The sequence below is a fragment of the Mycolicibacterium duvalii genome (assembly GCF_010726645.1).
Lineage (GTDB): Bacteria > Actinomycetota > Actinomycetes > Mycobacteriales > Mycobacteriaceae > Mycobacterium > Mycobacterium duvalii.
Genome location: NZ_AP022563.1, coordinates 2,371,405 through 2,397,151, shown reverse-complemented (window position 1 = coordinate 2,397,151; position 25,747 = coordinate 2,371,405). Strand labels below are relative to the sequence as shown.

General features: G+C 68.4%; 28 protein-coding genes. 16 read left to right on the top strand and 12 right to left on the bottom strand.

The features are described 5' to 3' along the window. Window positions 1-107 precede the first annotated feature (107 nt). Genes pyrH through rlmN form a run of 4 tightly spaced genes read left to right on the top strand, consistent with a single transcriptional unit; the run spans window position 108 to window position 3,514 of the window. Window positions 108-863 (top strand): UMP kinase, encoded by a 756-nt coding sequence (pyrH, locus tag G6N31_RS11300; protein WP_098002026.1) that lies wholly within the window; start codon window positions 108-110, stop codon window positions 861-863. Window positions 864-902: 39 nt separating this feature from the next. After that, complete coding sequence (gene frr / locus G6N31_RS11295; RefSeq protein ID WP_098002025.1) at window positions 903-1,460, top strand: ribosome recycling factor; 558 nt, start codon at window positions 903-905, stop codon at window positions 1,458-1,460. A gap of 59 nt (window positions 1,461-1,519) precedes the next feature. Then, window positions 1,520-2,383 carry a phosphatidate cytidylyltransferase gene (locus tag G6N31_RS11290; RefSeq protein WP_098002024.1) on the top strand — a complete coding sequence of 288 codons (864 nt, stop codon included), beginning with the start codon at window positions 1,520-1,522 and terminating at the stop codon, window positions 2,381-2,383. 33 nt (window positions 2,384-2,416) lie between these two features. After that, the gene (gene rlmN, locus G6N31_RS11285) at window positions 2,417-3,514 is read left to right on the top strand and encodes a dual-specificity RNA methyltransferase RlmN (protein WP_098002061.1); all 1,098 of its coding nucleotides are present in this window, start codon (window positions 2,417-2,419) and stop codon (window positions 3,512-3,514) included. On the opposite strand, the gene G6N31_RS11280 is transcribed toward rlmN, so the two are convergent. The 5 genes from G6N31_RS11280 to G6N31_RS11260 form a co-directional block, all read right to left on the bottom strand. Next, window positions 3,505-3,960 carry a nuclear transport factor 2 family protein gene (locus G6N31_RS11280; RefSeq protein WP_098002023.1) on the bottom strand — a complete coding sequence of 152 codons (456 nt, stop codon included), beginning with the start codon at window positions 3,958-3,960 and terminating at the stop codon, window positions 3,505-3,507. The two genes, rlmN and G6N31_RS11280, sit on opposite strands and share 10 nt — an antisense overlap. Then, window positions 3,957-4,355, bottom strand: coding sequence for a nuclear transport factor 2 family protein (locus G6N31_RS11275; protein WP_234815183.1), 399 nt, complete (start codon window positions 4,353-4,355; stop codon window positions 3,957-3,959). Before G6N31_RS11275 ends, G6N31_RS11280 begins: the two co-directional genes overlap by 4 nt. After that, entirely contained in the window at window positions 4,355-5,842 is a 1,488-nt protein-coding gene (locus G6N31_RS11270) for an aldehyde dehydrogenase family protein (RefSeq protein WP_098002021.1), read from the bottom strand. The genes G6N31_RS11275 and G6N31_RS11270 overlap by 1 nt, the downstream gene beginning before the upstream one ends. Before the next feature lie 46 nt (window positions 5,843-5,888). Then, complete coding sequence (locus G6N31_RS11265) at window positions 5,889-6,434, bottom strand: TetR/AcrR family transcriptional regulator (RefSeq protein WP_098002020.1); 546 nt, start codon at window positions 6,432-6,434, stop codon at window positions 5,889-5,891. An 82-nt stretch (window positions 6,435-6,516) separates the two neighbouring features. Beyond that, the gene (locus tag G6N31_RS11260; protein ID WP_098002019.1) at window positions 6,517-7,656 is read right to left on the bottom strand and encodes a phosphotransferase; all 1,140 of its coding nucleotides are present in this window, start codon (window positions 7,654-7,656) and stop codon (window positions 6,517-6,519) included. Between the two features lie 83 nt (window positions 7,657-7,739). On the opposite strand from G6N31_RS11260, the gene G6N31_RS11255 reads away from it, so the two are divergent. Next, a complete protein-coding gene (locus G6N31_RS11255) occupies window positions 7,740-8,942 on the top strand; it encodes a CaiB/BaiF CoA transferase family protein (protein WP_098002018.1) in 1,203 nt (400 codons plus the stop codon). A 2-nt stretch (window positions 8,943-8,944) separates the two neighbouring features. Here the strand turns inward: G6N31_RS11255 and G6N31_RS11250 are convergent, their stop codons facing one another. Continuing rightward, a complete protein-coding gene (locus G6N31_RS11250) occupies window positions 8,945-9,508 on the bottom strand; it encodes a TetR/AcrR family transcriptional regulator (protein WP_098002017.1) in 564 nt (187 codons plus the stop codon). Window positions 9,509-9,569: 61 nt separating this feature from the next. Between G6N31_RS11250 and G6N31_RS11245 the strand changes: the two genes are divergently transcribed. Continuing rightward, complete coding sequence (locus tag G6N31_RS11245) at window positions 9,570-9,761, top strand: ferredoxin (RefSeq protein WP_098002016.1); 192 nt, start codon at window positions 9,570-9,572, stop codon at window positions 9,759-9,761. Between the two features lie 75 nt (window positions 9,762-9,836). Here G6N31_RS11245 and G6N31_RS11240 read toward each other — a convergent pair whose 3' ends face one another. Both G6N31_RS11240 and G6N31_RS11235 read right to left on the bottom strand, forming a co-directional pair. Then, window positions 9,837-10,667 (bottom strand): thioesterase family protein, encoded by an 831-nt coding sequence (locus tag G6N31_RS11240; protein ID WP_098002015.1) that lies wholly within the window; start codon window positions 10,665-10,667, stop codon window positions 9,837-9,839. 9 nt (window positions 10,668-10,676) lie between these two features. After that, window positions 10,677-11,516: an SMP-30/gluconolactonase/LRE family protein gene (locus G6N31_RS11235; RefSeq protein WP_098002014.1), complete on the bottom strand. Its 840-nt coding sequence runs from the start codon at window positions 11,514-11,516 to the stop codon at window positions 10,677-10,679. A gap of 123 nt (window positions 11,517-11,639) precedes the next feature. Here G6N31_RS11235 and G6N31_RS11230 point away from each other — a divergent pair, with 123 nt between their 5' ends. The 7 genes from G6N31_RS11230 to G6N31_RS11200 are packed head-to-tail and all read left to right on the top strand — an operon-like array spanning window position 11,640 to window position 18,536. Further along, complete coding sequence (locus G6N31_RS11230) at window positions 11,640-12,344, top strand: NIPSNAP family protein (RefSeq protein WP_098002013.1); 705 nt, start codon at window positions 11,640-11,642, stop codon at window positions 12,342-12,344. 13 nt (window positions 12,345-12,357) lie between these two features. Then, window positions 12,358-13,581, top strand: coding sequence for a cytochrome P450 (locus G6N31_RS11225; protein WP_098002012.1), 1,224 nt, complete (start codon window positions 12,358-12,360; stop codon window positions 13,579-13,581). Between the two features lies 1 nt (window position 13,582). Continuing rightward, complete coding sequence (locus G6N31_RS11220) at window positions 13,583-14,551, top strand: zinc-binding dehydrogenase (protein WP_098002011.1); 969 nt, start codon at window positions 13,583-13,585, stop codon at window positions 14,549-14,551. Further along, complete coding sequence (locus tag G6N31_RS11215; RefSeq protein WP_098002010.1) at window positions 14,551-15,345, top strand: HpcH/HpaI aldolase family protein; 795 nt, start codon at window positions 14,551-14,553, stop codon at window positions 15,343-15,345. Before G6N31_RS11220 ends, G6N31_RS11215 begins: the two co-directional genes overlap by 1 nt. After that, entirely contained in the window at window positions 15,342-16,076 is a 735-nt protein-coding gene (locus tag G6N31_RS11210; protein WP_098002009.1) for an SDR family NAD(P)-dependent oxidoreductase, read from the top strand. Before G6N31_RS11215 ends, G6N31_RS11210 begins: the two co-directional genes overlap by 4 nt. Before the next feature lie 8 nt (window positions 16,077-16,084). Beyond that, complete coding sequence (locus tag G6N31_RS11205; protein ID WP_098002008.1) at window positions 16,085-17,593, top strand: flavin-containing monooxygenase; 1,509 nt, start codon at window positions 16,085-16,087, stop codon at window positions 17,591-17,593. A gap of 7 nt (window positions 17,594-17,600) precedes the next feature. After that, window positions 17,601-18,536, top strand: a complete 936-nt coding sequence (locus G6N31_RS11200) for an alpha/beta hydrolase (protein ID WP_098002007.1) — start codon at window positions 17,601-17,603, stop codon at window positions 18,534-18,536. Here G6N31_RS11200 and G6N31_RS11195 read toward each other — a convergent pair. Then, window positions 18,515-19,003 (bottom strand): SRPBCC family protein, encoded by a 489-nt coding sequence (locus tag G6N31_RS11195; protein WP_098002060.1) that lies wholly within the window; start codon window positions 19,001-19,003, stop codon window positions 18,515-18,517. The genes G6N31_RS11200 and G6N31_RS11195 overlap by 22 nt on opposite strands. Window positions 19,004-19,122: 119 nt before the next feature. Here G6N31_RS11195 and G6N31_RS11190 point away from each other — a divergent pair, with 119 nt between their 5' ends. Then, window positions 19,123-20,274, top strand: a complete 1,152-nt coding sequence (locus G6N31_RS11190) for an acyl-CoA dehydrogenase family protein (protein ID WP_098002006.1) — start codon at window positions 19,123-19,125, stop codon at window positions 20,272-20,274. Here G6N31_RS11190 and G6N31_RS11185 read toward each other — a convergent pair. Next, on the bottom strand, window positions 20,271-21,203 hold the full coding sequence (locus G6N31_RS11185) for an LLM class flavin-dependent oxidoreductase (protein WP_098002005.1): 933 nt from the start codon (window positions 21,201-21,203) through the stop codon (window positions 20,271-20,273). The two genes, G6N31_RS11190 and G6N31_RS11185, sit on opposite strands and share 4 nt — an antisense overlap. 107 nt (window positions 21,204-21,310) lie before the next feature. Between G6N31_RS11185 and G6N31_RS11180 the strand changes: the two genes are divergently transcribed. Continuing rightward, on the top strand, window positions 21,311-22,231 hold the full coding sequence (locus G6N31_RS11180; RefSeq protein ID WP_098002004.1) for an LLM class F420-dependent oxidoreductase: 921 nt from the start codon (window positions 21,311-21,313) through the stop codon (window positions 22,229-22,231). Between the two features lie 62 nt (window positions 22,232-22,293). Here G6N31_RS11180 and G6N31_RS11175 read toward each other — a convergent pair whose 3' ends face one another. Next, complete coding sequence (locus G6N31_RS11175; protein ID WP_098002059.1) at window positions 22,294-23,334, bottom strand: NADP-dependent oxidoreductase; 1,041 nt, start codon at window positions 23,332-23,334, stop codon at window positions 22,294-22,296. A 10-nt stretch (window positions 23,335-23,344) separates the two neighbouring features. Next, entirely contained in the window at window positions 23,345-24,067 is a 723-nt protein-coding gene (locus tag G6N31_RS11170) for a DUF427 domain-containing protein (protein ID WP_098002003.1), read from the bottom strand. A 213-nt stretch (window positions 24,068-24,280) separates the two neighbouring features. Between G6N31_RS11170 and G6N31_RS11165 the strand changes: the two genes are divergently transcribed. Next, complete coding sequence (locus G6N31_RS11165; protein WP_098002002.1) at window positions 24,281-25,711, top strand: WS/DGAT/MGAT family O-acyltransferase; 1,431 nt, start codon at window positions 24,281-24,283, stop codon at window positions 25,709-25,711. The last annotated feature ends 36 nt before the right edge of the window (window positions 25,712-25,747 follow it).

The window sequence follows — 25,747 nt, the reverse complement described above, 5'->3', positions numbered from 1 at the left end:
ACGCGCTGGCGACCCCGGCGCCGTGTCGCGGCCACGATGAGGCAGGATGAGAGGGCCCGTCTGCGGCAGCGGGGACGGTGCACACGCCAGGACCGCGAAGGAGTCGGATGTCGGAGGACGCCAGCCCCCACGGTGCAGGATCGTCGTCACCGATCCGGCCCGCCTACACGCGGGTGCTGCTCAAGCTCGGTGGCGAGATGTTCGGGGGCGGCGCGGTCGGTCTCGATCCCGACGTGGTGGCGCAAGTCGCGCGCCAGATCGCCGAGGTGGTGCGCAGCGGCGTGCAGGTCGCCGTCGTCATTGGGGGCGGGAACTTCTTCCGCGGCGCGCAGCTGCAGCAAAGGGGCATGGAGCGTACCCGCAGCGACTACATGGGCATGCTCGGCACCGTCATGAACAGCCTTGCGCTGCAGGACTTCTTGGAGAAGGAAGGCATTCAGACCCGGGTGCAGACGGCCATCACGATGGGCCAGGTCGCCGAGCCCTACATTCCGTTGCGCGCGCAACGGCATCTGGAGAAGGGCCGGGTGGTGATCTTCGGCGCCGGGATGGGACTGCCGTACTTCTCCACCGACACCACCGCGGCCCAGCGCGCGCTGGAGATCGGCGCCGACGTGGTGTTGATGGCCAAGGCCGTCGACGGGGTGTTCACCAAGGATCCTCGCGTGCATGCCGATGCGGAACTGCTCATCGCTATCAGCCACCGCGAGGTCATCGACCGCGGTCTCAAGGTCGCCGATGCGACCGCGTTCAGCCTGTGCATGGACAATGGCATGCCGATCCTGGTGTTCAACCTGCTCGTCGACGGCAACATCGCGCGCGCCGTCGCGGGTGAGAAGATCGGCACACTGGTCACCACCTGACGGGTGGCGCCGGGCGAGACAGCGACGGGAGAAACGACAGTGATCGAGGAAACCCTCTTCGACGCCGAGGAGAAGATGGAGAAGGCCGTGTCGGTGGCGCGGGACGACCTCGCGTCGATCCGCACCGGACGCGCCAACCCCGCCATGTTCAACCGCATCCACGTGGACTACTACGGCGCGGCCACCCCGATCACGCAGCTGTCGAGCATCAACGTGCCTGAAGCCCGGCTGGTCGTCATCAAGCCCTACGAAGCCAACCAACTGCGCAGCATCGAGGATGCGATCCGCAACTCCGATCTGGGCGTGAACCCCAGCAACGACGGCAACGTGATCCGGGTCGCGATCCCGCAGTTGACCGAGGAACGTCGCCGCGAACTGGTCAAGCAGGCCAAGTCCAAGGGCGAGGACGCGAAGGTGTCGGTGCGCAACATCCGCCGCAAGGCGATGGAGGAACTGACCCGGATCAAGAAGGACGGGGACGCCGGCGAAGACGAGGTCACCCGCGCCGAGAAGGACCTCGACAAGACCACGCACCAGTACACGGCCCAGATCGACGAGCTGGTCAAGCACAAGGAAGGCGAGTTGCTGGAGGTCTGAACCCCACAGTGACCGATTTCCTGATGACTGAGCCCTCCTGATGCCCTCGTGAAGCGCTGATGAACCAGCCGGCCAACGAACCGCCGACGAACCCCCCTAAGACTTCGGGGCGCGCCGGGCGCAACCTGCCCGCGGCGATCGCCGTCGGCGTCGTGCTCGGCGGCGGTCTGATCGCGATTCTGCTCTTCGCGCCGTACCTGTGGCTCGCGCTCGTGGCGGCCGCGGTGGCCATCAGCACCTACGAGGTCGGTAGCCGCCTAGGGGAGGCCGGCTACCGGGTCCCGATGGTGCCGTTGCTCGTCGGCGGTCAAGCGACCCTATGGCTGACCTGGCCATTCGGCCCCGCCGGCGCGCTGGGCGGGTTCGCCGCCACGGTCGTGGTCTGCATGATCTGGCGCCTGGTCGGCCAGGGGCTCAACCACGCGCCGCAGAACTACTCCCGCGACATCGGCGCCACGGTGTTCCTCGCCACCTGGGTGCCGCTGTTCGCCAGCTTCGGCGCGTTGCTCGTCTACCCCGACGACGGCGCCAACCGGGTGTTCGCCCTGATGCTCGGGGTGGTGTTCTCCGACATCGGTGGCTACATCGCCGGCGTGCTGTTCGGCAAGCACACCATGGCCCCGGCGATCAGCCCGAAGAAGTCCTGGGAGGGACTGGCCGGTTCCTTGGTGTTCGGAGTGACAGCCTCGGTGCTGGCCGTGGTGTTCCTGCTGGACAAGCCGTGGTGGGCCGGTGTGGCGCTGGGCCTGATGCTGGTGATCACCGGCACCCTGGGGGACCTGGTCGAATCGCAGTTCAAACGCGACCTCGGCATCAAGGACATGAGCAACCTGCTGCCGGGTCACGGCGGCATGATGGACCGCATCGACGCCATGCTGCCGTCGGCGGTTGCGACCTGGATCGTGCTGACGCTGTTGGCCTGAGTGGGCACCGGCGGGGGATACTGGACGGCAGCCATGCCCAATCCACTTCCTCTGGTTTTCGACGCCCCCCGCCGCGCTCTGCCGCCGCGGCACTTCGCCGACCTCGACGACGCCGACCGTGCCGCCGCCGTGGCCGAGCTCGGGCTACCGGCGTTTCGTGGCAAGCAGCTGGCCAACCAATATTTCGGCCGGCTGATCGCCGACCCGGAGCAGATGACCGATCTGCCCGCCGCCGTGCGCGCGCACGTCGGCGCCACACTGTTCCCGGCGCTGCTGAGCCCCGACCGCGAGATCGAATGCGACGCGGGGCAGACCCGCAAGGTGTTGTGGCGAGCCGTCGACCAGACCACCTTCGAGTCGGTGCTGATGCGCTACCCGGACCGCAACACCGTGTGCATCTCGTCACAGGCCGGTTGCGGTATGGCCTGCCCGTTCTGCGCGACGGGCCAGGGCGGCCTGAAGCGCAACCTGTCGACCGCTGAGATCCTCGAGCAGGTCCGCTTAGCCGCCGCCGAACTGCGCGCCCGCGAGGGGGCGCGGCTGTCGAACATCGTCTTCATGGGCATGGGGGAGCCGCTGGCCAACTACAACCGGGTGGTCGCGGCGCTGCGGAGAATCACCGCCGCCGCGCCGGACGGATTCGGCATCTCCGCGCGTGCGGTGACCGTGTCGACCGTGGGTCTGGCACCGGCGATCCGCAAGCTGGCCGACGAGAAGCTCAACGTGACCCTCGCGGTGTCGCTGCACACCCCCGACGACGAGCTGCGCGACACCCTGGTTCCGGTCAACAACCGTTGGCGGGTCGACGAGGTCCTCGACGCCGCGCGCTATTACGCCGACGTCACCGGCCGCCGGGTGTCGATTGAGTATGCGCTGATCCGCGACGTCAACGACCAGCCGTGGCGAGCCGATCTGCTCGGCAAGAAGCTGCACACCACACTCGGTCCGCTGGTGCACGTCAACTTGATCCCGCTGAACCCCACACCGGGCAGCGAGTGGGACGCCAGTCCCAAACCGGTGGAGCGCGAGTTCGTCCGCAGGGTCCGGGCCAAGGGGGTGTCGTGCACGGTGCGCGACACCCGCGGCCGGGAGATCGCCGCGGCCTGCGGTCAGTTGGCCGCTCAGAGCTGACCGACCGCCGCCCCCGGTCTGTTGACGAACCACACGTTGTCCTCACGCAGGTGCCTGCTGCGCCAACCCTCGGGGGTGCGGACGAGGTCGTGGTGGTAGTAGCCGCCGCAGGTGCTCTGCTCGGCCATGCCGGGCAACTGCATCGGGTTGTAGAACATCGCGCGGACCGTGGCAGTTTCGCCATCGGCGCCGGCGCTGAAGTCGGTGATCTCGACGTTGGTGATGTAGTGCATCGTCCACGGAATCGGCTCGAACGCCGCGCGGAACAACTCGACGATCTCGTCCCGCGATCCCGGCGGGATGCCGGCCGATGAGTAGTCGATCACCGCGTCCTCGGTGAACACCGACCGGTACAACTCCCAGTCCTTGGTGTCCACGCCGCGGGCGTACCGGCTCAGCAGCGCCCGGATCTCCATCTCGTCGGTCAGCCGTGCCGCAGTGGTCATCCCGTCACCTCCAGTCGCAGGTCGCGGATCCGCCACCCTTCGGGGGTCCGCGTCATCTCGTCGTGCCAGCGCCCGCCGAAGAAGCTGATGTCCGACTTCCCAGGCAGCGCAACGGCGTTGAACCACATCGCCACCACATGGGCGGTCTGGCCGTCGAACCGGCTCTCTACGTTGGTGAGGTAGTGCATCCCCACGGTGATCGACTTCTGATGCCGGGTCAGGTAGGCGACCGCGTCGTCACAGGTGCCGACGAACAGACCCGCCGCCGAATAGTCCACCCGCGCATCGGCGGTGAACATCGACCGGTACAGCGCCCAGTCCTGGGAATCGACCGCGCGGCAGTACCGCGTCAGCAGGTTCTCGATCTCGAGAAGGTCGCCGACGCGCTGCGACATCACTGGTCTGGCATGCCGATGGTCTTGGCCTCCAGATACTCCTTGTAGCCCTCTTCACCGTTGCGGTAGCCCAGACCGGACTGTTTGGTGCCGCCGAACGGGCTGTTGATGCCGAAGTGGCTCTTGCCGTTGATGGTGACGTTGCCGGTGCGCATCCGGCAGGCCACCGCGAACGCGCGGTCGACGTCGGCGCTGGACACCTCACCGGAGAGGCCGTAGATGGTGTTGTTGGCGATGGCGATGGCCTCGTCGTCGGTGTCGTACGGCGTGACGGTGAGCACCGGGCCGAAGATCTCTTCCTGAGCCACCTGCGAATTCGGATCGACATCGGCCAGCAGCGTGGGCTGGGTGTAGTAACCGACCGGCAGGTTCTCCGGGACCCCGCCTCCGGTGACCAGGCGTGCGCCCGAATCGATACCCGACTTGATCAGTCCGAGCACCTTCTGGCGCTGGGCTTCGCTGATCTGCGGACCCTGCATGTTGCCCGGGGTCCACGGGTCGCCGACCGGGAAGTTCTCCATCATCGTCTTGAGCGTTTCGATGCCCTCGTCATAGCGGCTGCGCGGCAACAGGATCCGGCTGGGCAGGATGCAGGACTGCCCGCTCATCACACAGGCCATCATCGCCGCCATCGGGAGCGCGGCGCTGAAGTCGGCGTCGTCGAGCACGATGTGGGCCGACTTGCCACCCAACTCCAGCAGGGTCTTCTTCACCGTCGGCGCGCCTGCGGCCAGGATCGCACGGCCGGTGGCCGTGGACCCGGTGAAGGTGATCATGTCCACCTTCGGGTCCGCCGACAGCGCCGCACCGACCTCATTGGCGTTGGAGACCACCACGTTGAACACCCCGGCCGGGATGTCGGTCTCCTCGGCCACGATGCGGCCGTATTCGCTGCCCGACCACGGGGTGAGCTGTGCGGGCTTGAGAACCACGGTGTTGCCGGCCATCAGCGCGGGCACCGTCTCGGCGATGTTGAGGTAGAACGGCACGTTCCACGGCGTGATCGCCCCGACCACGCCGACCGCCTCGTAGTGGATCTTGCGGCGGGCCGGACCCAGTGGTGTGTCGTGCACGCCGTTGTCGACCAGATAGTCGAAGTTGCGGCCGTGTTCGGCCCAGTGCTTGACCTCCTCGATCGGGCTCTCGATCTGGCTGCCCGTCACCGACACCGGGCAGCCGACCTCGGTGATCAGGATGCGGCGCAGCCGTTCCTTGTTGCGCTCCAGCGCCTCGTGCAATTGAGTCAGGCAGTGATGGCGGAACTCCAGATCGCGCGACCAGTCGGTTTCGTCGAACGCCCGCCGGGCCGCGGCCACCGCCCGGCCCATGTCCTCGACGGTGCCGTCGGTGGCCTGTCCGGCGATCTGCTCGCTGGCCGGATGGATCACGTCGAACGTGGCGCCACTGCCGGTGGTCTGCAATTCCCCGTCGATCAGCATCCGCTCGTCGCCGGCCAGCACGCCCGTATCTGTCTGCGCAGTCGTCATGCTGCCTAGCTTTACAAGTTTTCAGCAGACTGTCACGCGTTTTCGGTTAGCTTGTCTTGATTCCGACTGCGTGGCGCAGCTGATCGAGGAATTGGTCGTCGTCATCGCTGCGCACGATGTAGTGGCAGACCGCGACGCGGATCGCGGTGGCAGCCTTGACCGCGCCGTTGGGCCCGGGCAGCAGCTTCTCCAATTGCGCGCGCATGGTGGGGATGATGCGGGAGAGCTGGGCGATGACGACCTCGGGTTCGATGTCGACCAGACGCACGCCCGAGTAGGACTGCTGGTAGGCGACGATGAACCGCATTGCGGCATCGACGCGCTCCGAACCGCGCAGCCCGGCGGTGGCCCGCGCGATGCCGGTCTGGAACATTTCGCGCTCGTAGACGCCGAACGCTTCGAGTAGGGCCTGTTTGTCGGCGAACCAGCGGTACAGCGTCGGCCGGGACACGCCGGCTTGCAGGGCGACCTCGGAGAGGCTGAGTTTGGTCTGGCCGCTGCGGGCGAGCACCTCGGCCGTCGCCTGCAGGATCCGATGCCGGGTGGAGGTGTCCTCAGTGGTGTCGGATCGATCGGATACGGGTTGGTTCACGGAGCCGGCCTTCGCTGTCGGGTCGGTGTCGATGGTAGAGCGTCCGAGCCCCCGCGGGCCGCGACCCGCGGGGCGAAGTCGGTCACAGCGCCTTCTCCAACAGCGCCACGGTCTCGAGATCGGCGAGCGCCTCCAGCGCGCGGTCCAGACCTTTCAACGCGATGGTCTCTTCCTGCATCCCGCCCATGCCCGCGGTGATCAGCGCCGCGACGTACGGGTACAGCGCGCCCTTGCGGTAGCGGTCCCACAACTCGTCGCGGGCGATCTCGGGCCCGCCACCAGCGGCCAGTGCCTGCCGGTACACGTCGAGTAGATCGCGCTGCACGGCGATCCGGTCCTGCGTCGTCATGCTCGTGACCAGGGTGTAGGCCAGCTCCCGGCTGGGATGGCCGCGCCGCACCGCCTGCCAGTCCAACAGCCCGGCCCGGCCGTCGCGGAAGTAGAGGTTGCCCGGGTGGGCGTCGCCGTGCATGACGGTGTGCGGTGGGGCGTCGATCAGTGCGGCCACCGCGCGGTAGTGGTCGTTGATGAACCGGCCACGATCCAGCGGCAGGTCCGTGCGTTCGGCCAGCCGCCGCGTCGACGACCGCAGCAGCGGCGCGGTGAGCAGCGACACGTCGTCCTCCGACGCGCTGTAGAGCCAACCGAGCGGTCCGTTGCCGCGCCGCGCGGGCAGCCGGTTCCAGAACGTGGCATGCACCGCAGCCAGGACCTCGACGACCTGCGCGGCCTGATCGACGGTGATCGGATGCAGCGTGTCCGGGAACTCACACTGCGTGGCCGCCAGATCCTCCAGCACGATGACGAAACGCCCTGTCCAGGAATCGAATCCGGCTCCATAGGCGCGCGGCACGTCGGTCAGCGCGGGGGCAAGCTGTTGATAGAAGCGCGTCTCGGTGTCGGCGAGGTTGCCCAGCTCGCCCATCAGGCGGATGGGCATCGTCGCGGCCGCCGTCTTGACGAAGACCGTGGGAGGAACACCGTGGCCGGTGAGCTCCAGGCGGGCGCGCGACGACGTGCCGGCATCGGCGTCGAGCACCGACACCGAACTCACCGCGCGCCCGGTCAGCGCGGACAGCGCCGCAGCGTCGAGGTCGGCGGCGGAGCGGGGTAGCGACCGCGCGCGTCCGATCAACGCGTCCGTACCGATCCGGCGGGCGGCCCGGGCCAGATGGGAGACCAGACCCGAGGCGGGTGCGATCCGATCGGCGAAAACTGACACCCCTGCCTCCTAGGCTCGACCGGTAGCCAGAACAGGCTTACAAAGTACCGTTACTTTGTAAAGTGCGCAGGAGAGTGATCGCAATGGCCGGTCCATTGGAAGGCGTCCGTGTCGTCGAGCTGGGTGTGTGGGTCGCCGGCCCGGCGGCGGCTGGGATCCTCGCCGACTGGGGTGCCGACGTCGTCAAGATCGAGCCGCCGGGCGGTGATCCGGCGCGGACCTTCGGTCGCATGCTCGGCATATCTGCCGCCGGCGGGGTCGAGTCGAGCGGCGAGTTGAACCCGCCGTTCGAATTGGACAACCGGGGCAAACGGGGCATCGTGCTGGACCTGGCCACCGACGAGGGGCGGGAGCACGCGCGCGATCTGCTCGCCGAGGCCGACGTCTTCCTGACCAACATCCGCGCGGGTGCGCTGCGCCGCGTCGGCTTGGACTTCGAGAAGGTCGCGGCGGCCAACCCGCGGTTGATCTACGGTTTGATCACCGGCTACGGCGCGACGGGCCCCGATGCCGACCGGCCCGCCTATGACGTGGCGGCGTTCTGGGCTCGCTCGGGCCTGGCTCACCTGCTCACCCGGCCCGACGATGTGCCGCCGTTCCAGCGCGGCGGCATGGGCGACCACATGGCCGGAATGACGCTGGCCGGTGCGGTGTGTGCGGCGCTGGTGGCGCGGGCACGCACCGGCACCGGGCAACTGGTCACCACCTCGCTGTACCGCCAGGGCGCCTACACGGTCAGCTTCGACCTCAACACCTTTCTGCTGACCGGGCATTCGATCGCGATCGGCCAACGGGAGACCATGGCCAACCCGTGCATGAACAACTACACCGCGGGAGACGGGAGGCGGTTCTGGCTCGTCGGACTACAGGGGGAGCGGCACTGGCCGGCACTGTGTGCCGCGGTGCAGCGACTCAGCTGGCTCACTGATGAGAGGTTCGCCACCGGCCGCGCGCGGGCGGCCAACGCCGCGGTGCTGATCGCCGAGTTGGACGCGATCTTCGCCGGCAAGTCGCTCGACGAGTGGGCCGAAACCTTCGCCGCCCAGCCAGATCTGTTCTGGTCGCCGATCAACTCGCTCGAAGACGTGATCGCCGATGAGCAGTTCCATGCGGCCGGAGGAGTGGTGTACGTGCCCGAGGGCGACGGTTCCAGCGTGCCGATGGTGGCCTCGCCGGCCGACTTCCACGGTACGCCTGTGCATATCGGCTCGGTCGCACCGACGCTGGGGCAACACACCGAAGAGGTGCTCGCCGAACTGGCTCAGCGCACGAACCGCTCGGCGTAGTATCACCCGGAGGGGTGCCTGACGCCGGCGGCGTGTCGCAGCTGGGCCAGGAAGTCGGCGCTGTCGTCACTGCGTACCAGGTACTGCGAGATCGCCACCCGTACCGCGGTGGCCGCCGACAACGCGGCGTCGGGGCCGGTGCACAAGCGCTGCAGACGATCTCGCATCAGCGGGAGCACCCGGGCCAATCGCCGGATGACCTGCTCGGGCTCCACGTCGACCATGCGCAGACCGGGGTAGGACAGTTGATACTCCACGATGATGCGCAGTGCGGCATCGAGTCGTTCGTGGGCGGGCAGCCCGCTGGTTGCCTCGGCGACCGCCTGCTCGTAGAGTCGGCGCTCCCACACGACGAACGCGTCGAGCAGCTCGCGCTTGTCGGCGAAATAGCGGTACAGCGTCGGCCTGGACACCCCGGCCTGGGCTGCGACATCTGACAGGGATAACTTGGCGGTTCCGTTGCGGCCCAGCACCTCTGCCGTTGCCGCCAGAATCCGCGCCCGGGTGGGATTGTCCGGGCTGTCGGCATCGGGCGGCCCGGGAACGGCACCCGACGATTGCGGCATGGACCTACTTTACAAAATATCGGTGAAATGTCACGCTATTCGGCGTCGATCGGAGGGCCCCATGAGAGTGTCAGTGGATCTGGGCAGATGTACCGGACACGGCATCTGCGAGACGATCGCCGACGAGGTTTTCGAGGTGCTCGACGAGGGTAGCGTGGTGATCCACCAACCCGAACGGCCCGAGCAGGACCGGGCGCGGATGCAACAGGCGGTCACCCAGTGCCCGGTCGCCGCGCTGCGGCTGACCGACTGAACTGCCTCGCGCACCACCCGCGCGGCGGAATAGCGTTCCCGGCTGTGGTCGAGGCGCGCTCCGCAACCGGGAATGCTATTCCGCGGGAGGATCTTTCGGCGGCCGTGGGCGAACCAGAACCGACTGCTGAATGGCTCCGACGGCGCCGCGTTCGTCGAACAGCGTGCCGATCGTGGCGCCGACCCCGTCGGGTCCGTAGTTGGTCTCGGCGCGGATGCCGACCCATTCGCCGTCCGGCATCCGGTGGATGTGCACCACGAGATCGGTGTTGAGGAATGTGTACTCGCGCGGATCGAGCTTGGTGCCGATCCCGTTGGCGTCGTCGGCCACGGCGAACAGCCTTTCCAGCGGGTTCATCGCCTCACCTTTGACCAGATCCACCTCGGGCCGGATCCACGACTCGCCGGCCCCGGATGCGAGCGGTTCGGTGAGCCAGCGCCAGTCCAGACTGTGGACGTAGTTGGGGTCCCAGTCCTTCTTCATGTCACGGCTTATCGCCTCGGCCACCGGACGCAGCGCCTCGGCCGAGGCGTGGGTGATCGCCGCGGTGTCGAGGGTCTGCAACCGCCATCCGCTCGCCCGCGCCACCGGGCGTGGCCGACCGTCGGGTCCCGGCGCGGCCATCTCGGCGCTGAACAACTCGATCTGCCTGCCCGAGCGTTCCCGCCGGGCCCGCACCCACAGGTCACCGTCGGCGGGCACCGGCCCGAGCAGGTCGACCAGCACCCGGCTCAGCCGGGTGTCGTCCCGCGGCTCGCAGCGCTGTAACGCCCGCACCAGCAGGGCCGACACCGGCGCGGCGTGCTGGATCGCCGCCGACCAGGTGCTGCGCACGAAGTCGGTGGCGTGGAACCGTTCGCCGTGCTCGCTGTCGGCGTCGAGGAGTTCGTAGTAGGAATCCGACATGGGGACCTTTCAGGGCTGCTCGGCGGCGGGGACGTCGACGGTGGTGGCGTCGATGCGGGACAGGGCGGTACCGCGGAGCCGCTCGGGATAGGCGTCGGCGGCCGACACCAGGAACAGCGTGCGTCCTTGCGGGCCGCCCAGAGCGCAGGCGATCGCGGCGCGTTGACCGATGTCGATGCGATCGGTGATCGTGGCGGCACCGGCGACGGAGACGATGCGCTGGAACTGGTGTGCCAGGGTCATCGCCGTCCACACGCCGCCCGCGGCGTCGAGGCAGAGTCCGTCGGGCGGGCCCTCCAGACCGTCGGCGAAAATGCGCCGGTCACATAGTGTTCGGTCGGGCGCGACGGTGAACGCCGTCAACCGGCGGCCGACCGATTCGGCGACGATCAACGTGGCCCCGTCCGGGGTCAGGGCCATCCCGTTCGGGAAATCCAGACCGTCGGCGACCACCGTGGCAGCGGCGGCGTGGCCGTCGCCCGGGTCGAGCCGGACGAGGACGCCGGCTGCGCGGGCCTGAGCACCGACATACGCGGTGCCGCCGCGGTCGATCACCATGTCGCCGAGGGAGGCCGGGACGAGGTCGCTCAGATCGGCGTAGACGTCGACGGACTCACCGTCATAACGCAGCACCTGCCGCCGTTCGGTAGACACGATGAGAAGCGAACCGTCGGGGCAGAAGCCCAGTCCTGACGGCGAATGACCGGGCAACGCAAGGGTGCTCAGGTGCCCGGCAAGAGTCACCGTGTGCACCGCTTCGCCGAGCATGTCGGAGAACCAGACCAGGTCCTCGAACCACCGCGGACCCTCGCCGAAGCAGAAACCCTCGGCCAGCGGGGTCAACGCCACCGGTGCCGGCCCCGTAACCCGAGAAGTCCCCGCACTTTACAAATCACGCGACAAGTGTCACGCTGCCTGGGTGCAGCTGTCAACCACCTGCCGCGCGCGCCGGATCGGGGTTCGGACATGAATATGAAGAAGTATCACAGCCACACCCTGCTGTACCTGCACGAGACCATCGACCTCGGCTCGGCGCGCAGCGACGAGTTCGTGGCCGAGTTCGACGCGACCTATCACCCGATGATGACCGAGCTGGGGGCGCGGTTGTTCTCGATCTGGGAGACCACGACCTACAACGGGCACTGGCCGCAGGCCACCGTCCTCTGGGAACTCGACTCCTTCGCAGACTATGCCCGCATCGGCCGCGCCCAGGCCGGCGGCGGCAGTCACGAGGCCGCCGCCGCGAAGTGGGCGACCTACCTGCGCGGCGCCGGCGCACGCGGCGAAGGCCGCATCATGTACGCCGGCCGCAGCAACCGGACACTGGCGCAACTGCGGGACGAGGATTTCCGGGCCGGCCTGGTGATCCAGGAGGTCATGCAGACCAAGCCCGGCCGCCAGGACGACTACATCCGTGAGCTCGAACGGCTCTACGTGCCCTGGTCGGAATCGACCGGGAAGCGCTGGCTCGGTTCGTTCATCACCACCTTCCGGTTCAACGAGGTGATCCACTACTGGGCTCTGGAGGGGGACTGGGACTGCTTCGAAAACCACTATCCGTCGTGGAAAGAACACCCGCCCGCGGAGATCGTCACCTGGATGAGCGTGGCCCCGGCGCTGCGCGACGGGTGGGAGGACTCCATCCTGGCCGCGCTGCCGCCGTCGCCGCTACGGTGACCGGGACGCTGCGATGACCGTGACAGAGCCCTTCACCTACGACCCGTTCGATCCGGCGGTGATGGCCGACCCGTTCCCGTTCTACCGCGTGCTGCGCGACCACCACCCGGTCTACTACGTACCCCGGTGGGACACCTACGCGCTGTCGCGCTTCGACGACATCTGGAAGGTGTTGGAGATCAACGACGGAACGTTCGTGGCATCGGAGGGCACGCTGCCGTCGGCGGCGGTGCTCGCCGAACGCAACGACGGTCCGGTGCCCGACCCGCCGCTGCACCCGATGGCATTTCACGCCAACTTCGATTCCCCGCTCTACGAAGAGGTGCGGCGGTGCACCGCGACGCCGTTCCGCCCCAGGAACATCGCCCGACTCACCGAGCGGATCCGGGTGCTCGCCAACGAGCGCCTCGACGAACTGCTGGCCCGGGGCCGATTCGACCTGACCCAGGACTACGGCGGTATCGTCGCGGCGTCGGTGGTCTGCGAACTGGTCGGTCTGCCAAGTGATCTGGCTGCCGAGGTGCTGGCGACCGTCAACGCGGGCAGTCTCGCGCAGCCCGGCAGCGGTGTCGAGGTGGCCAACGCCCGACCCGGTTACCTGGAGTACCTCACGCCGGTCGTGGCGCGCCGGCGCAGCGGCGACGACGCGCCGGTGCCCATTGTCGACAACCTGCTGTCCTACCGGCTGCCTGACGGTTCGGCGTTCTCCGACACCGAAGCCGCGGTGCAGATGCTCGGCGTGTTCATCGGCGGCACGGAGACGGTGCCGAAGATCGTCGCGCACGGCCTGTGGGAGCTGTTCTCCCGGCCTGATCAACTGGCCGCGGTGCGTTCCGACCTCGACGCCAACGTCGCAGTCGCCCGCGAGGAGATGATCCGGTTCTGCGCACCGGCACAGTGGTTCGCGCGCACCCTGCGCCGGCCGTTCACGCTGCACGGCACCACGATGACGCCGGGCCAGCGCATCATCACGCTCCTTGCCTCGGCGAACCGCGACGAGCGGGAGTACCGCGACCCCGAACAGTTCGTCTGGAACCGCCCGATCGAACGGCTGCTGGCCTTCGGCCGCGGCCAGCATTTCTGCCTCGGCGCACACCTGGCCCGGCTGGAGATCACCGTCATGGTGACCGAATGGCTCAAGCGCGTCGACGAATTCACCGTGCACACCGACAGCGCCCAGCGGCCGCCGTCGAGCTTCCAGTGGGGCTGGAACAGCATCCCGGTGGAGGTCGGTTGACGTGTGGTCCTACCGCCTCGTCGCCCCGTTCACCTTCGCCGAAACCATCGTCGAGCCACCGGACCCGCACGCGCTGACCGACGGGCAGGTGCTGCTGCGATTCCTGGCGGCCGGCATCTGCGGCAGCGACCTGCCGGCATTTCGCGGCACCCAGGGCAAACTCGCCTTCGACACCGGTCCGTGCGCGGCGGACAAGGACGGGTTCCCCATCCATGAGGTCGCCGGCGAGGTCGTCGCCAGCCGGCACGCCGCACACCGGCCGGGCGACCGCGTGGTCGGGTGGGCGTCGGGTTTCGACGGCCTGATGGAACAGGTGATCTCCGACGGGGACGGCTTGGCGCCCTACGACACCGCGCTCGACCCGGCCCGCGCGATCGGGCTGCAGCCCTTGGCCTGCGTGCTCTACGCCGTCGAACAACTCCCGGAGCTGACCGGTCGGCACGTCGCGGTGATCGGTCAGGGCTCGATCGGATTGCTGTTCAGCTACGTCGCCAAGGCTTGCGGCGCCGCGCACGTCACCGGCGTCGACCCCGTCGACCGGACCGCGATCGGTCCCGTGTTCGGTGTCGACACCGTGGTGCGCTCCACCAGCGACCGCTGGGTGGGCCACCTGAGTCGTGATGAACGCCCCGACGTGGTCATCGAGGCCGTCGGTCACCAGGTCGCCACGCTCGCCCACGCGATCGAGGCCGCCGCGTTCGGCGGCACCGTGTTCTACTTCGGTGTCCCCGACGACGACACCTACCCGATCAGCATGCGCACCATCCTGCGGAACAACCTGACCCTCAAAGCCGGCGTCACCCTGCAACGGCGCAGGATGCTCGCCGCCGCCGACGAATTCGCCCGCGCTCACCCGGGGTTGCTGGACCGTTACCTGACCCACACGTTCCCGGTCTCGCAGGTACAGCAGGCTTTCGAACTGGCCGGCCGGCCGGTGCCGGACCGCATCAAGATCGCGATCATGCCCTGATGGCCGCGACCAGCAGGCTGCAGCACGCGTTGCGAACCCGGGAGCAGGTGTGGGGTGGGTGGGTCGTCGGGCCGACCGAGACCGCCCCAGAGGAGTTCGCGGCCGCCGGCTACGACTACGTCGGATTCGACGTTCAGCATGGTTATCTCAGCGACGCCGACGTGGCGCGGATGCTGCGACGGCTCGAGCGGGTACCGATCGCGACGGTGGTGCGGCTGCCCGGCGCCGACGCGGCGCCGATCGGCAGGGTGCTGGACGCGGGGGCCGACGGCGTGATCATCGCGATGGTGGAATCCGCCGAGCAGGCCGCGGCCGCGGTGGCGGCGACGGTCTATCCACCCGCCGGTGTGCGCAGCTTCGGGCCGCTGCGTGCCGATCTCGGGCTAGACCCCGGTGAGCTGGCATCCCGGGTGTCGGTGTTCGCGATGGTGGAGACCGCGGCGGGGCTCGCGGCGATCGACGACATCTGCGCGGTGCCGGGACTGACGGGCATCTACGTCGGGCCCGCCGATCTGGCGATCTCGATGGGGCACCCACCTGTCGGCGCGTTGTCTCAACCGCAGATCCGGGACGCCATCGTCGACGTGGCCGGGCGCGCAACGGCGGCCGGATTGGTCGCCGGCATCCACGCCGGCGCCGGCGGAGCGGGGAACATGATGGCGCAAGCAGGCTTTCACATGGTGACCCTGGCGTCGGAATCGCAGGCGCTGCGCCGGGGCATCACCGCACACCTCGACGAGGCCCGCGGCGACACGTCGCGGCCGGATGCCGGTTCGCCGAAGGGGTATCGGTGACGGCCGCCGGGCGCGTCGCGCTGGTCACCGGCGCTGCCCGCGGACAAGGTGCGGCGATCGCCGAACGGCTGCTCGCCGACGGTTTCCGGGTCGCGGCGTGTGACGTGCTGGCCGATGAGTTGACCGCGACGGTGCGCCGGCTGAAATCTTCGTCGGTCGTGGGCATCCCGCTCGACGTGACCTCGGCTCCGCAGTGGCAGTCCGCGGTCGCCGCCGTCGTCGAGACGTTCGGCGGGCTCTCGGCGCTGGTCAACAACGCCGGCGTGCTGCACAGGGCGTCGCTGGCCGACGAGACCGCCGCCGGATTCGAAGGAAGCTGGCGGGTCAACTGTCTCGGACCGTTCCTCGGGATCCAGGCCGTGTTGCCCCAGTTGCGCCACACCGACGGGGCGTCGATCGTGAACACCTGCAGCACCGGCGCTCTGCGTCCGTTCCCGAACCACAGTGCCTACGGATCCTCGAAATGGGCGCTGCGCGGCCTCACCCAGGTGGCGGCGGCCGAACTCGCGGCCGATGGGATCCGGGTCAACGCCGTGCTACCCGGCCCGGTAGAGACGCCGATGCTCGATCCGGCGACCCAGAGCAGGCTGGCTCGGCACGCGTTGCTCGGTCGCATCGGCACGGCGAACGAGATCGCCGACGCCGTCGCGTTCCTGGTCTCCGATCAGGCGTCGTTCATCACCGGTTCCGAGCTCATCGTCGACGGTGGGCAGTCGCTGCAGATTGGATGAGAATTCCTATGGCGAAAGGGCTTTCAGTCGGTATCATCGGCGCCGGGCCGGGCGGCCTGGCGCTGGGGATCTTCTTGCGCAAGGCGGGATTCGACGACTTCACGATCTTCGACCGGGAAGACGGCGTCGGTGGCACATGGCGGATCAACACCTACCCGGGGTTGGCCTGCGATGTGAAATCCCATCTCTACTCTTACTCTTTCGACCTCAACCCCGGATGGTCGCGTCTGTGGTCGGGCCAGCGGGAGATCCTCGACTACTTCGAGCGGTGCGCGCAGCGGTACCGGCTGGGCTCCCATCTTGTGCTCGACACCGAGATCGTGTCGGCGCAGTGGGACGAGGCCGGCCGGACCTGGCAGCTGAACACCAGAGACGGCCGGCGCTACACCTTCGACGTGGTGGTGTCGGCCGTCGGCATGTTCACCCAACCGGTGATGCCGAGGCTGATCGAGGAAGAGCCGTTCACCGGCACCATCATGCACACTGCGCGCTGGGATCACTCGGTCGACCTGCGCGGTGCGCGAGTGGCGGTGCTGGGCACCGGATCCACGGCCGCCCAATTGGTACCGGAGGTGGCCAAACTCGCCGAACGGGTCTACTCGGTGCAGCGCTCGCCGACCTGGGTGCTGCCCAAACCCGACCGGGCCTACACCGAGCGCGAGAAGTGGCTGTTCGCGCACGTGCCGCTGGCGAAGAAGTTCTACCGGACCCGGCTGTGGCTGCGCAGCGAATCCAACATCTCGGTGATCGAGAACGGCAGCGACAAAACCCAGGAGTTCCGCAACATCGCGCTCAACGCGCTGGACAGGGCGATCCCGGACGAGGGCTTGCGGCAGCGGCTCACCCCGGACCACCCGTTGGGATGCAAGCGCCTGGTCTTCGCCACCGACTACCTGCAGACGTTGGCCGCGCCCCACGTGGAGGTGATCTCCAGCGCCGCAAGGGCACTGAGGTCACGATCGCTGGTCACCGAGGACGGCACCGAGCTCGACGTGGACGTGGTGCTGTGTGCGACCGGGTACGCCGCCGCCGACTACCTGGGCCAGATAGACGTCGTCGGCGCCGGGGGTGCGTCGCTGCGAACCACCTGGCAGGACGGCGCGTTCGCCTACCTCGGCATGACCGTGCCGGGATACCCGAACTTCTTCATGCTCTACGGGCCGAACACCAATGTCGGCTCCAACAGCGTGATCTTCATTCTCGAGGCCCAGGCGCACTACATCGTGCGGGCGCTCAAACACCTACGGCGCAGGAACAGAACCTACATCGAGGTACGCCCGGAGGTGACCACCCGCTACCTCGACAAGATCGACCGGTGGATGCAGGGCACCGTGTGGCTGACCCGCTGCAGCAATTACTTCCGCGCCGCCAACGGCCGAGTGGTCACCCAGTGGCCGCGCAGCGCGCGGGATTTCTGGACCAGAACACGGTTCTTCCGCCCCGGCGACTACACCTTCGCGCCACCCCCGACCCGCCCGGTCATCGAAGTGGGCGTCCAAGGCGCGGCGCGGCGGTGAGGCAGCCATGACGCGCGATTCCGTCGAACGACTGGACCCGGCACTGCGGCACTTGGCCGCGGCCCGCACCGACCTGTCGCCGCCGGTGCTCGGCGCGGTGCGCGACAGCTTGAATCAGCGCCGCGCCGAAGCCGCAATCAGCACCGACACCGTCGGCATCGAGGTCGAACAACGTGAGATCCTCGCCCCGCACGGCCACCGCATCGCGGTTCGGATCTACCGCGGCGGGCCACCACCCTCCCCGGCCGTGATCTACTGCCACTCGGGCGCTTTCGTGCTCGGCAACCTCGACACCGACCATCGCCAGTGCGTCGAGCTGGCCCGGCGCGCACGGGTCACCGTGTTCTCCCTGGAGTACCGGCTGGCGCCCGAGCACCCGTTCCCCGCGGCGATCGACGACGCCGCGTTCATCCTCGAGTGGGTGGTGGGCAGCGCGCTCGAGCTCGGAGTCGACGCCGCCGCGGTCGCGGTGGCCGGCAGCAGCGCGGGCGGTGCGCTGGCGGCGGGGCTGGCGCAGCGGTCCGCCGCCGGGCTGCTGCCGACGGTCGGGTACACCCTGCTGCACCAGCCGGTGCTCGATGACCGGGACACCCCGTCGAAGCACGAGTTCACCACCACGCCGGGGTTCGACGCCGACGCCGTGCGCTGGATGTGGCTGCACTATCTCGGCGACCGCGTCCCGGGCAGCGCGTCGGTCCCGGCGCGATCCGACGACCTCGCTGCTCTGCCGGCGACGATGATCACCTGTTCGGAACTCGACCCGTTGCGCGACGAGGCGATCGACTACGCACGGCGACTGATGCAGTCCGGCGTGACCACGCAGCTGCACGTGTTCGGCGGCACCTGTCACGGATTCGACTCGCTGCTGCCCGATTGGGAGGTCAGCACCCGGCTGTTCGAGTGGCAGGCCGCGGTGCTGCGTCAGGCGCTGCTGCCGGGCTGAGCCGCCAGCTCGCGGGCGACGGCGCGGTGGTACGCGTCGATGTTGGCCGGGTTGACGATCCGGAAGAAGCCGTCGGGCAGCGGTGACTCCCGGTACGCCTCGACGGTCATCGTCCGGCTGAACAGCGTCACGTCCTGCCCGGGCTGAGTGAACGCGTATTTCACGGTGATCCGGCCCGGCATCCCACCGCTGCCGTCGGCGTCATGCCCGAGGTTGCCGACCGAGTTGAACACCCACAGCCGCGGGCGCATCGCGATCGCGAGATGCCAGGTGAAGACGCGGTTGCCGTCCGGGCCGGTCTCGGTCCAGGTGTCACCGACCACCAGCGGCATCTTGTCGGGCACCTTGCCGACATGCGCGCTGCCCGGATAGGTCTTGGGCCAGTTGGCCGGGTTGGTCACGAAGTCGTAGATCTGTTCGGGCGTCTGCGTGAACGCGGTCTCCGATGTCGTCGTCACGATTCCCACGATGCTCCGATCCCCAGGGTCCACCGCCGCCGCGGACCGTCCGCACACTTTACAAAATCGGCTTGTGGTGTCACGCTTCGGGGTGCAGGTCACGGCCGCGCGGGAAGGGGCGACGCGAGATGAACTTCGCGACGGTGGAGCTCGCAGAACAGGATCGCGTCTTTGCGCAGGAGCTGCGCGCGTTCCTGGCCGCGGTGGTGACCGAGGACGTCATCGCCAGGGACCGGCGCAGCGGAGAGAACTTCGCCGAGGAGGTCCATCTGGCGCTGGGCGCCGCGGGGTATCTGGAACGGGATTTCCGCCCGGAGTCCGACGGTGGGTTCACCCCGGTCCAGCGCCGCATCTTCGAACTCGAGATCGGGCGCGCGCACACGCCGTGGTTTCACTGGGGCACCACCGCGATGGTGGCCAGCGCGGTCGACCGCTTCGGCTCCGATGACCTCAGGGACGAGATCCTGCCCCGGGTGCTGTCCGGGCACTACCGGCTGTGTCTTGGCTACACCGAACCCGAGGGCGGATCGGATGTGGCCACTTGCAGGACTCGAGCCGTCCGGGACGGATCGGGCTGGATCATCAACGGCGCGAAGATGTTCACGTCGAATGCGCACAACGCCCACTTCGTGTTCCTGATCACCAACACCGATCCGCAGGCGCACAAGCACCAGAGCCTGACCATGTTCCTGGTGCCTCTCGACGCGCCCGGGGTGGAGATCCAGCCGTTGCGCACCGTCGACGGCGACCGCACCAACATCACCTACTACAGCGATGTCCGCGTCGAGGACCGCTACCGGATCGGTCCGGTCAACGGCGGCTGGGCGGTGCTGCGCGAGGCGCTCAACGTCGAACACGGCACCGTCGAGCGGGACGACGGCGGGCTGCAGAAGCTGGCCACCATGACCGAACACGCGCTGCTGCTCGCCGAGGAGATCGATCGGGTCGCCGGGGAGGTGCCATCGGATGGCCGCCTTGCCGACGGCGCGGTCGGCTATCGCCTGGGGCGTGGCATCGCGCGTCTGGAAGCGGCGTTGAGCAGCCCGGGCATGTTCGGCCGGGTGGCGATCGCCCAGACGCTGCGCGACATCACCGGTGATCTGATGGATATCGGGGGCGTGGCGGCGGCGGTGCCGGACGGGTTGCGCGCCGAGTACCTGTTCCGGTTGGCCGGCCCCACCGGCATCTACGGCGGCACCCTGGAAGTGTTCCGCAACATGATCGCCCAGCATGCGCTGGGCCTGGGGCGTCCCGTCTACGCGGCGCCGAAACGCCCCTAGAGGTGCGGGATGACCTCACCGGCCAGCAACTCCAAGGTTTGGTCTGAGGCCCTATCGTGGGTGAACAACACCAGCTGCGCGAAACCCATTGCGACCAGCCCGGCCAGCCGGTCGGCCACCTGGCCGGGTGTCCCGATCAGCTCGGTGTCGTGCAGGCCGAACCCCGGTCCGCCAAAGCGCTTTTCGGCCAGGCTGCGCACCTGCGGAAGGGCCGCATCGTCGGGCGCGAGCGCCATGACCGCCTCGATCGACATCACGATGGAGTCCGGGTCGCGGCCGATCTGTTCGCAGGCGGACCGCAGCGCGGCGATCTTCTGCTCGATCTCGCCCAGCGCATAGGTCGGCACATTCCACACGTCGGCGTAGCGCGCCACCAGCGGCAGCGTGAACTTCTCGCCGGCCCCGCCGATCACGATCGGCGGGCGCGGGCGCTGCACCGGTCCGGGTTTGACCGGCATGTCGGTGACGGTGAAGTGCTCGCCGCGAAAGTCGATGTGCTCGTCGGCGAACGCCTGATGCAGGATCTGCAGCGTCTCGGCGAGCTGGGCGGAGCGCTCCGCGAACGTGCCCCACGGCAGGCCCGCCCGCTGGTGCTCGTCGGCGATCGAACCACTGCCCAGCCCCAGCGACAGCCGCCCACCGCAGATCTGATCCAGCGTCGCGGCCATCTTCGCCAGCGTGACGGGATGGCGGAACTGGTTGCACAACACCATGTGTCCCACCCGAAGCCGCCGAGTGCGGCTCAACAGCGCGGTGGCCAGCGTCCAGGCTTCCAGCGACGGAATGTCGGGCATGCCGGGCCCGTAGAGATGGTCGTAGAGCCACAACGAATCGATGCCGAGGTCCTCGCACCGCTGCGCGCGGTGCGCGACCTCCTCGAAGGAGAAACCCATCTGCGGGACGTAGACGCCGATCTCTGGCCGCTTCACATTCCTCCGCCCGGGCTGCGCTGTACTTTCGCTCGCCTGCATGGTAACGACATTCTCGGAATTGAAGAAGCCAGTTCTGAAACCGGGGTGCAAGGGAGCACGCAGGCATGAGATTCACCATCACCCATCCGATGCACAGTCACCCGTACAACCCGGAACTCGTCACCGGGGCCGGCATCGCGACCGTGGCGGCGGCCGCCGAGCGGGCAGGCTTCGCCGGATTCGGCTTCACCGACCACCCGGCGCCGACACAGCGCTGGCTGCAGGCCGGCGGCCACGACGCGCTCGACCCTTTCGTGGCGATGGGATTCGCTGCCGCACACACCACCACGATGCGGCTGATCCCGAACATCGTGGTGCTGCCCTACCGCAACCCGTTCATCGTCGCCAAGGCCGGCGCGACGCTGGACCTGATGTCCGACGGTCGCTTCACCCTCGCCGTCGGCGTCGGCTATCTGAAGCGCGAATTTCTGGCGCTGGGGGTCGATTTCGACCAGCGGGCCGAGCTTTTCGAGGAGGCTCTGCAGGTGATCCGCGACATCTGGACCACCGACGACCTCACCGTCGAGGGCCGACACTTCTCCGCGACCGGCATCACCGCCCATCCCAGACCGCTCGCCGCGCCGCATCCGCCGATCTGGATCGGCGGCAACACCGCCGCCGCACGCGCCCGGGTGGCTCGTTACGGCCAGGGCTGGTGCCCGTTCCGCGCCCCCGCGGCGCTGGCCGCGACCGCGCGCACCGCCGCGCTGGATTCCCACGACGAACTCGCCACCCGCGTCGAGGACCTGCGCCGCCGCCTCGAGGACGCCGGGCGCGACCCGCACGACATCGACATCGCCATCACCAACGACGTCGGCGGCAACCCGGGAGACGACGACTTCAACGCCGACGCATTCCTGGCCGGCGTCACCCGCCTGGCAGACCTGGGCGTGACCTGGATCCAGGTCGGCATCCCGGGTGACAGTCTCAGCCACACGCTCGAGGCGATCGAACAATTCGGGACCACGGTCATCGCCGCGCAGTGAACACGGAGTCCGTCATGCGGGGGCGGTTCGCCGCCGCCGCGCATGGTGGGCCGCTCTCCCCGTCAACCAAGCTCCGAAAGCGGTTGTGCCTCAGCGAGCTTGACCAGTGTCTTGCCGATGTTGACACCGGTGAACAGCCCGTTGAGAGCCTCGACACAGGACTCGATGCCGTCGAAGATGTGCTCGCGGTGCACCAGCAGCCCCTCGTCGTGCCAGCGTCGCAGGTCGGCGAACGCCTCGTCGAAGCGTCCCCACTCGTCCAGGGCGTTGAAGCCCTGCATCAGAGCCGTCTTGGACAGCAGGTTCACGTAGTTCGACGGTCCGGGATGGTCCCCGGTCAGATAGCTGGAGATCACGCCGCACAACACCACCCGGGCCTTGGGCGCCAACCGGCCGAGCACCGCGTTGAGGATCGGGCCACCGACGTTGTCGAAGTAGACATCCACCCCGCGCGGGCAATGCTGCTTGAGCGCGGCGGGCAGATCCTCGCCGCGGTAGTCGATGCACGCGTCGAAACCGAAGTCCTCCACCACGGCTCGGCACTTGCGGGCACCGCCGGCGATACCGACCACCCGGGCGCCCGCGATCCTGGCAATCTGGCCGGCCACCGAGCCCGTGGCGCCGGCCGCCGCCGACACCACCACCGTCTCACCCGGTTGGGGACGGCCGATGCCGGTCATCCCGAAATACGCGGTGGCGCCGGTCGGTCCGTAGATCGACATCACCGCGCGCTGGTCCACCTGGTCTGGCGGTCCGTCCACCGGGGTGGTGAAGATGTCGTCACGCACGGTGGTGTACTCCTGGAAACCGGTCAGGGTGGTGACGATGTCACCGACGGCGTAGGCGGGACAGCGCGATTGCACCACCTGGCCGATGCCCGCGGCGCGGATCACCTCACCGAGGCCGACCGGGGGGAGGTAGCCGGGCTGGTCGTCGAGCCAGGTCCGCACGGCGGCGTCGATGCCTACGTAGGTGGTGCGCACCAACGCTTCGCCGTCGGCGAGTTCGGGGGCCGGCACGGCGACCAGTTCGGTGTCGCCGGACGCGAGCAGCCCCTGGGGCCGGCGGCGCAACAGGATCTGGCGGTTCGTCAGCGTCGACACCCGGCCGAAGTTACCGAACGAAATCACCCCCGGTACCGGTTCTGTCGGAGTCGGGTTCGGCCCGGGGGAGTTCGGCCTCGACGTCGACGCGGGTCGCGTCGAAGCTCAGCAGCGATGCGATCGCCTGACTCTCCGGCAGCGGGTCCTGGTAGCTCCACGCCGCGTCTTCGACGACGTGACCATCGATCGTGGCGTGGTAATAGGTCGCGTAGCCCTTGTAATTGCAGTAGCTGGTGGTCGACGACGGCGCGAGCAGGTCGGTGCGGACCGCCGACGGCGCGACGTAGAGCCGGGGCGCCAGCGCCGTCTCGAAGAGGATGACCGTGTCAGTGGTGTCCACCAGCGTGGCACCGGCGACCGTCACCCGGAGTCGGCGGGTGGTGGGCCGGCAGTCGACCCGGTGATACGGGTTGGGCGGATAGTGGACCAGCTGCCGGCCCTCCTCGCACCAACGGTCCACCGCGTCCCACGGCACCGTCACGTACCCGGGCGCCTCCGGCACCGGGTCGGCGGGCAGGTCGCCGATGTCGTCGACCTGGAACGCGTACCGCAGCACGTCGCCGCGACGGTGCACCATCAGCGCGCGTTCTGTCTCGAGGACGCGCTGGTCGCCGCGGTAGGCCTCGATGCGACGGGGGTGCGGTTCGATATAGACCAGATCACCGCGCACCGGCGGGATCAACACCCCGGCGCGTTCGGCGCTCAGCGGGCCGTGCCCGACCACCAAGCTCATCGGACCTCCCGGTGCGCGACCGGTTCCGGGCAGCGTGCCATGTTCTCGGGCCTCTCGTAGCGCGGGGCCCACCGAGTCTACAAAGCGTGCTTTACACCCTGCGCCGGAACTGTCAGCACCGCGGCGTGACGGCAGCCTCCGCGCTAGCGTGCGGGAGAATCGCACGGTAAGTGGGTACCCGGCGTGCGGCAACGAGAACTGGGGGTGGCGGCAGTGAAACGTCTCAATGGTGTGGACGCCATGATGCTCTACAGCGAGACTCCTGAAATTCACATGCATACCCTCAAGATCGGCATTCTCGACGTCTCGCAGACCGGTGGCTTCGACTTCGAACTGTTCCGCAAGGCTGCCCTGCCACGGCTGCACGCGCTCGCGCCGCTGCGCTACCAATTGATCGACATTCCGGGCCGGATCCACCATCCGATGTGGGTGCAGAACGCCGAGATCGACGTCGACTACCACATCCGGCGCGCCCGGGTTCCGGCGCCCGGCGGCCGGCGCGAACTCGATCAGCTGATCGGCGAGATCGCCGGCACACCTCTGGACCGGGGTTATCCGCTGTGGGAGATGTACATCGCAGAAGGTATGGCGGACAACAAAATCGCCGTTATTCACAAAGTTCATCATGTGCTCGCCGACGGTGTCGCCTCGGCGAACCAGCTCGCGATGGTGATCCAAGGCGGCGACCCCGTGGTGTGCGGAGAGCTGCCCGCCGGTTCAGGGGAGTCCCGGGAGACCGCGCATCTGGTGCGGGCTGCCGTGCGCGACCACGCCCGGCAGATCCGGCGACTGCCCCGGTTGGTCAACGAGACCATCGCCGGAGTGTCGCGGGTGCGGCGGCAGGCCCGCGCGCGTGGCCGGCATCCGGACCTGGCCCGCAACTTCGCGCCGCCACCGTCGTTCATCAACCACGTTGTGTCCCCCGGACGGCGCTTCGCGACCGCTCCGCTGGCGCTCGCCGACGTCAAGCAGACCGCGCGGCACCTGCAGGTCACCCTCAACGACATCGTGCTCGCGACAGCCGCCGGCGCGCTGCGTCAACTGCAACTGCGGTACGACGAGAAAGCCGAGGCGCCGCTGATCGCCGGCGTCCCGGTCAGCTTCGACCCGTCGCCGGATCGGCTGACCGGCAACGAGTTCACCTACATGACGCCGTCGCTGCCGGTGCACATCGACGATCCGCTGGAGCGGGTGCGCCTGACCGCCACCGCGACGGCGATCGCCAAGGAGAACCATCACCTGCTCGGCGCCACGCTGCTCCCGTCCTGGTTGGCCTATCTGCCGCCGGCGCTGACCCCGAGCGTGTTCCGCAGCCAGGCGCGACGGGTGGAGTCGGCCATGGTGATGAACTTGACCATCTCCAACGTGCCGGGCCCCAAGGAGCGTGGGGTGTTCGAGGGCGCCACGATCGACGAGATCTATTCGGTGGGCCCGATTGTCGCGGGCAGCGGCATGAACCTCACGGTCTGGAGCTATGTGGACCAGCTGTCCATCTCGGTGCTCACCGACGACAGGACGCTGCGCGACCCGCACGAGGCCACCGACGCGATGATCACATCATTTGGTGAGATCCGGCGGGCCGCGGGCCTGTCCGATCAGGTGACGCCTGTCGAGACAGCGCTGCCGCTGGCGCCGGCGTCGTAACGTCCAACGAAGCGCGCGGCCAACGGAATACAGGCG

Excerpts from the sequence above, each read along its gene's own strand:
- pyrH (WP_098002026.1), top strand. The coding sequence starts at position 108 with ATGTCGGAGGACGCCAGCCCCCACGGTGCAGGATCGTCGTCACCGATC.
- G6N31_RS11290 (WP_098002024.1), top strand. The coding sequence starts at position 1,520 with ATGAACCAGCCGGCCAACGAACCGCCGACGAACCCCCCTAAGACTTCG.
- rlmN (WP_098002061.1), top strand. The coding sequence starts at position 2,417 with ATGCCCAATCCACTTCCTCTGGTTTTCGACGCCCCCCGCCGCGCTCTG.
- G6N31_RS11280 (WP_098002023.1), bottom strand. The coding sequence starts at position 3,960 with ATGACCACTGCGGCACGGCTGACCGACGAGATGGAGATCCGGGCGCTG.
- G6N31_RS11275 (WP_234815183.1), bottom strand. The coding sequence starts at position 4,355 with ATGTCGCAGCGCGTCGGCGACCTTCTCGAGATCGAGAACCTGCTGACG.
- G6N31_RS11270 (WP_098002021.1), bottom strand. The coding sequence starts at position 5,842 with ATGACGACTGCGCAGACAGATACGGGCGTGCTGGCCGGCGACGAGCGG.
- G6N31_RS11255 (WP_098002018.1), top strand. The coding sequence starts at position 7,740 with ATGGCCGGTCCATTGGAAGGCGTCCGTGTCGTCGAGCTGGGTGTGTGG.
- G6N31_RS11250 (WP_098002017.1), bottom strand. The coding sequence starts at position 9,508 with ATGCCGCAATCGTCGGGTGCCGTTCCCGGGCCGCCCGATGCCGACAGC.
- G6N31_RS11245 (WP_098002016.1), top strand. The coding sequence starts at position 9,570 with ATGAGAGTGTCAGTGGATCTGGGCAGATGTACCGGACACGGCATCTGC.
- G6N31_RS11240 (WP_098002015.1), bottom strand. The coding sequence starts at position 10,667 with ATGTCGGATTCCTACTACGAACTCCTCGACGCCGACAGCGAGCACGGC.
- G6N31_RS11230 (WP_098002013.1), top strand. The coding sequence starts at position 11,640 with ATGAAGAAGTATCACAGCCACACCCTGCTGTACCTGCACGAGACCATC.
- G6N31_RS11225 (WP_098002012.1), top strand. The coding sequence starts at position 12,358 with ATGACCGTGACAGAGCCCTTCACCTACGACCCGTTCGATCCGGCGGTG.
- G6N31_RS11215 (WP_098002010.1), top strand. The coding sequence starts at position 14,551 with ATGGCCGCGACCAGCAGGCTGCAGCACGCGTTGCGAACCCGGGAGCAG.
- G6N31_RS11205 (WP_098002008.1), top strand. The coding sequence starts at position 16,085 with ATGGCGAAAGGGCTTTCAGTCGGTATCATCGGCGCCGGGCCGGGCGGC.
- G6N31_RS11200 (WP_098002007.1), top strand. The coding sequence starts at position 17,601 with ATGACGCGCGATTCCGTCGAACGACTGGACCCGGCACTGCGGCACTTG.
- G6N31_RS11190 (WP_098002006.1), top strand. The coding sequence starts at position 19,123 with ATGAACTTCGCGACGGTGGAGCTCGCAGAACAGGATCGCGTCTTTGCG.
- G6N31_RS11180 (WP_098002004.1), top strand. The coding sequence starts at position 21,311 with ATGAGATTCACCATCACCCATCCGATGCACAGTCACCCGTACAACCCG.
- G6N31_RS11170 (WP_098002003.1), bottom strand. The coding sequence starts at position 24,067 with ATGAGCTTGGTGGTCGGGCACGGCCCGCTGAGCGCCGAACGCGCCGGG.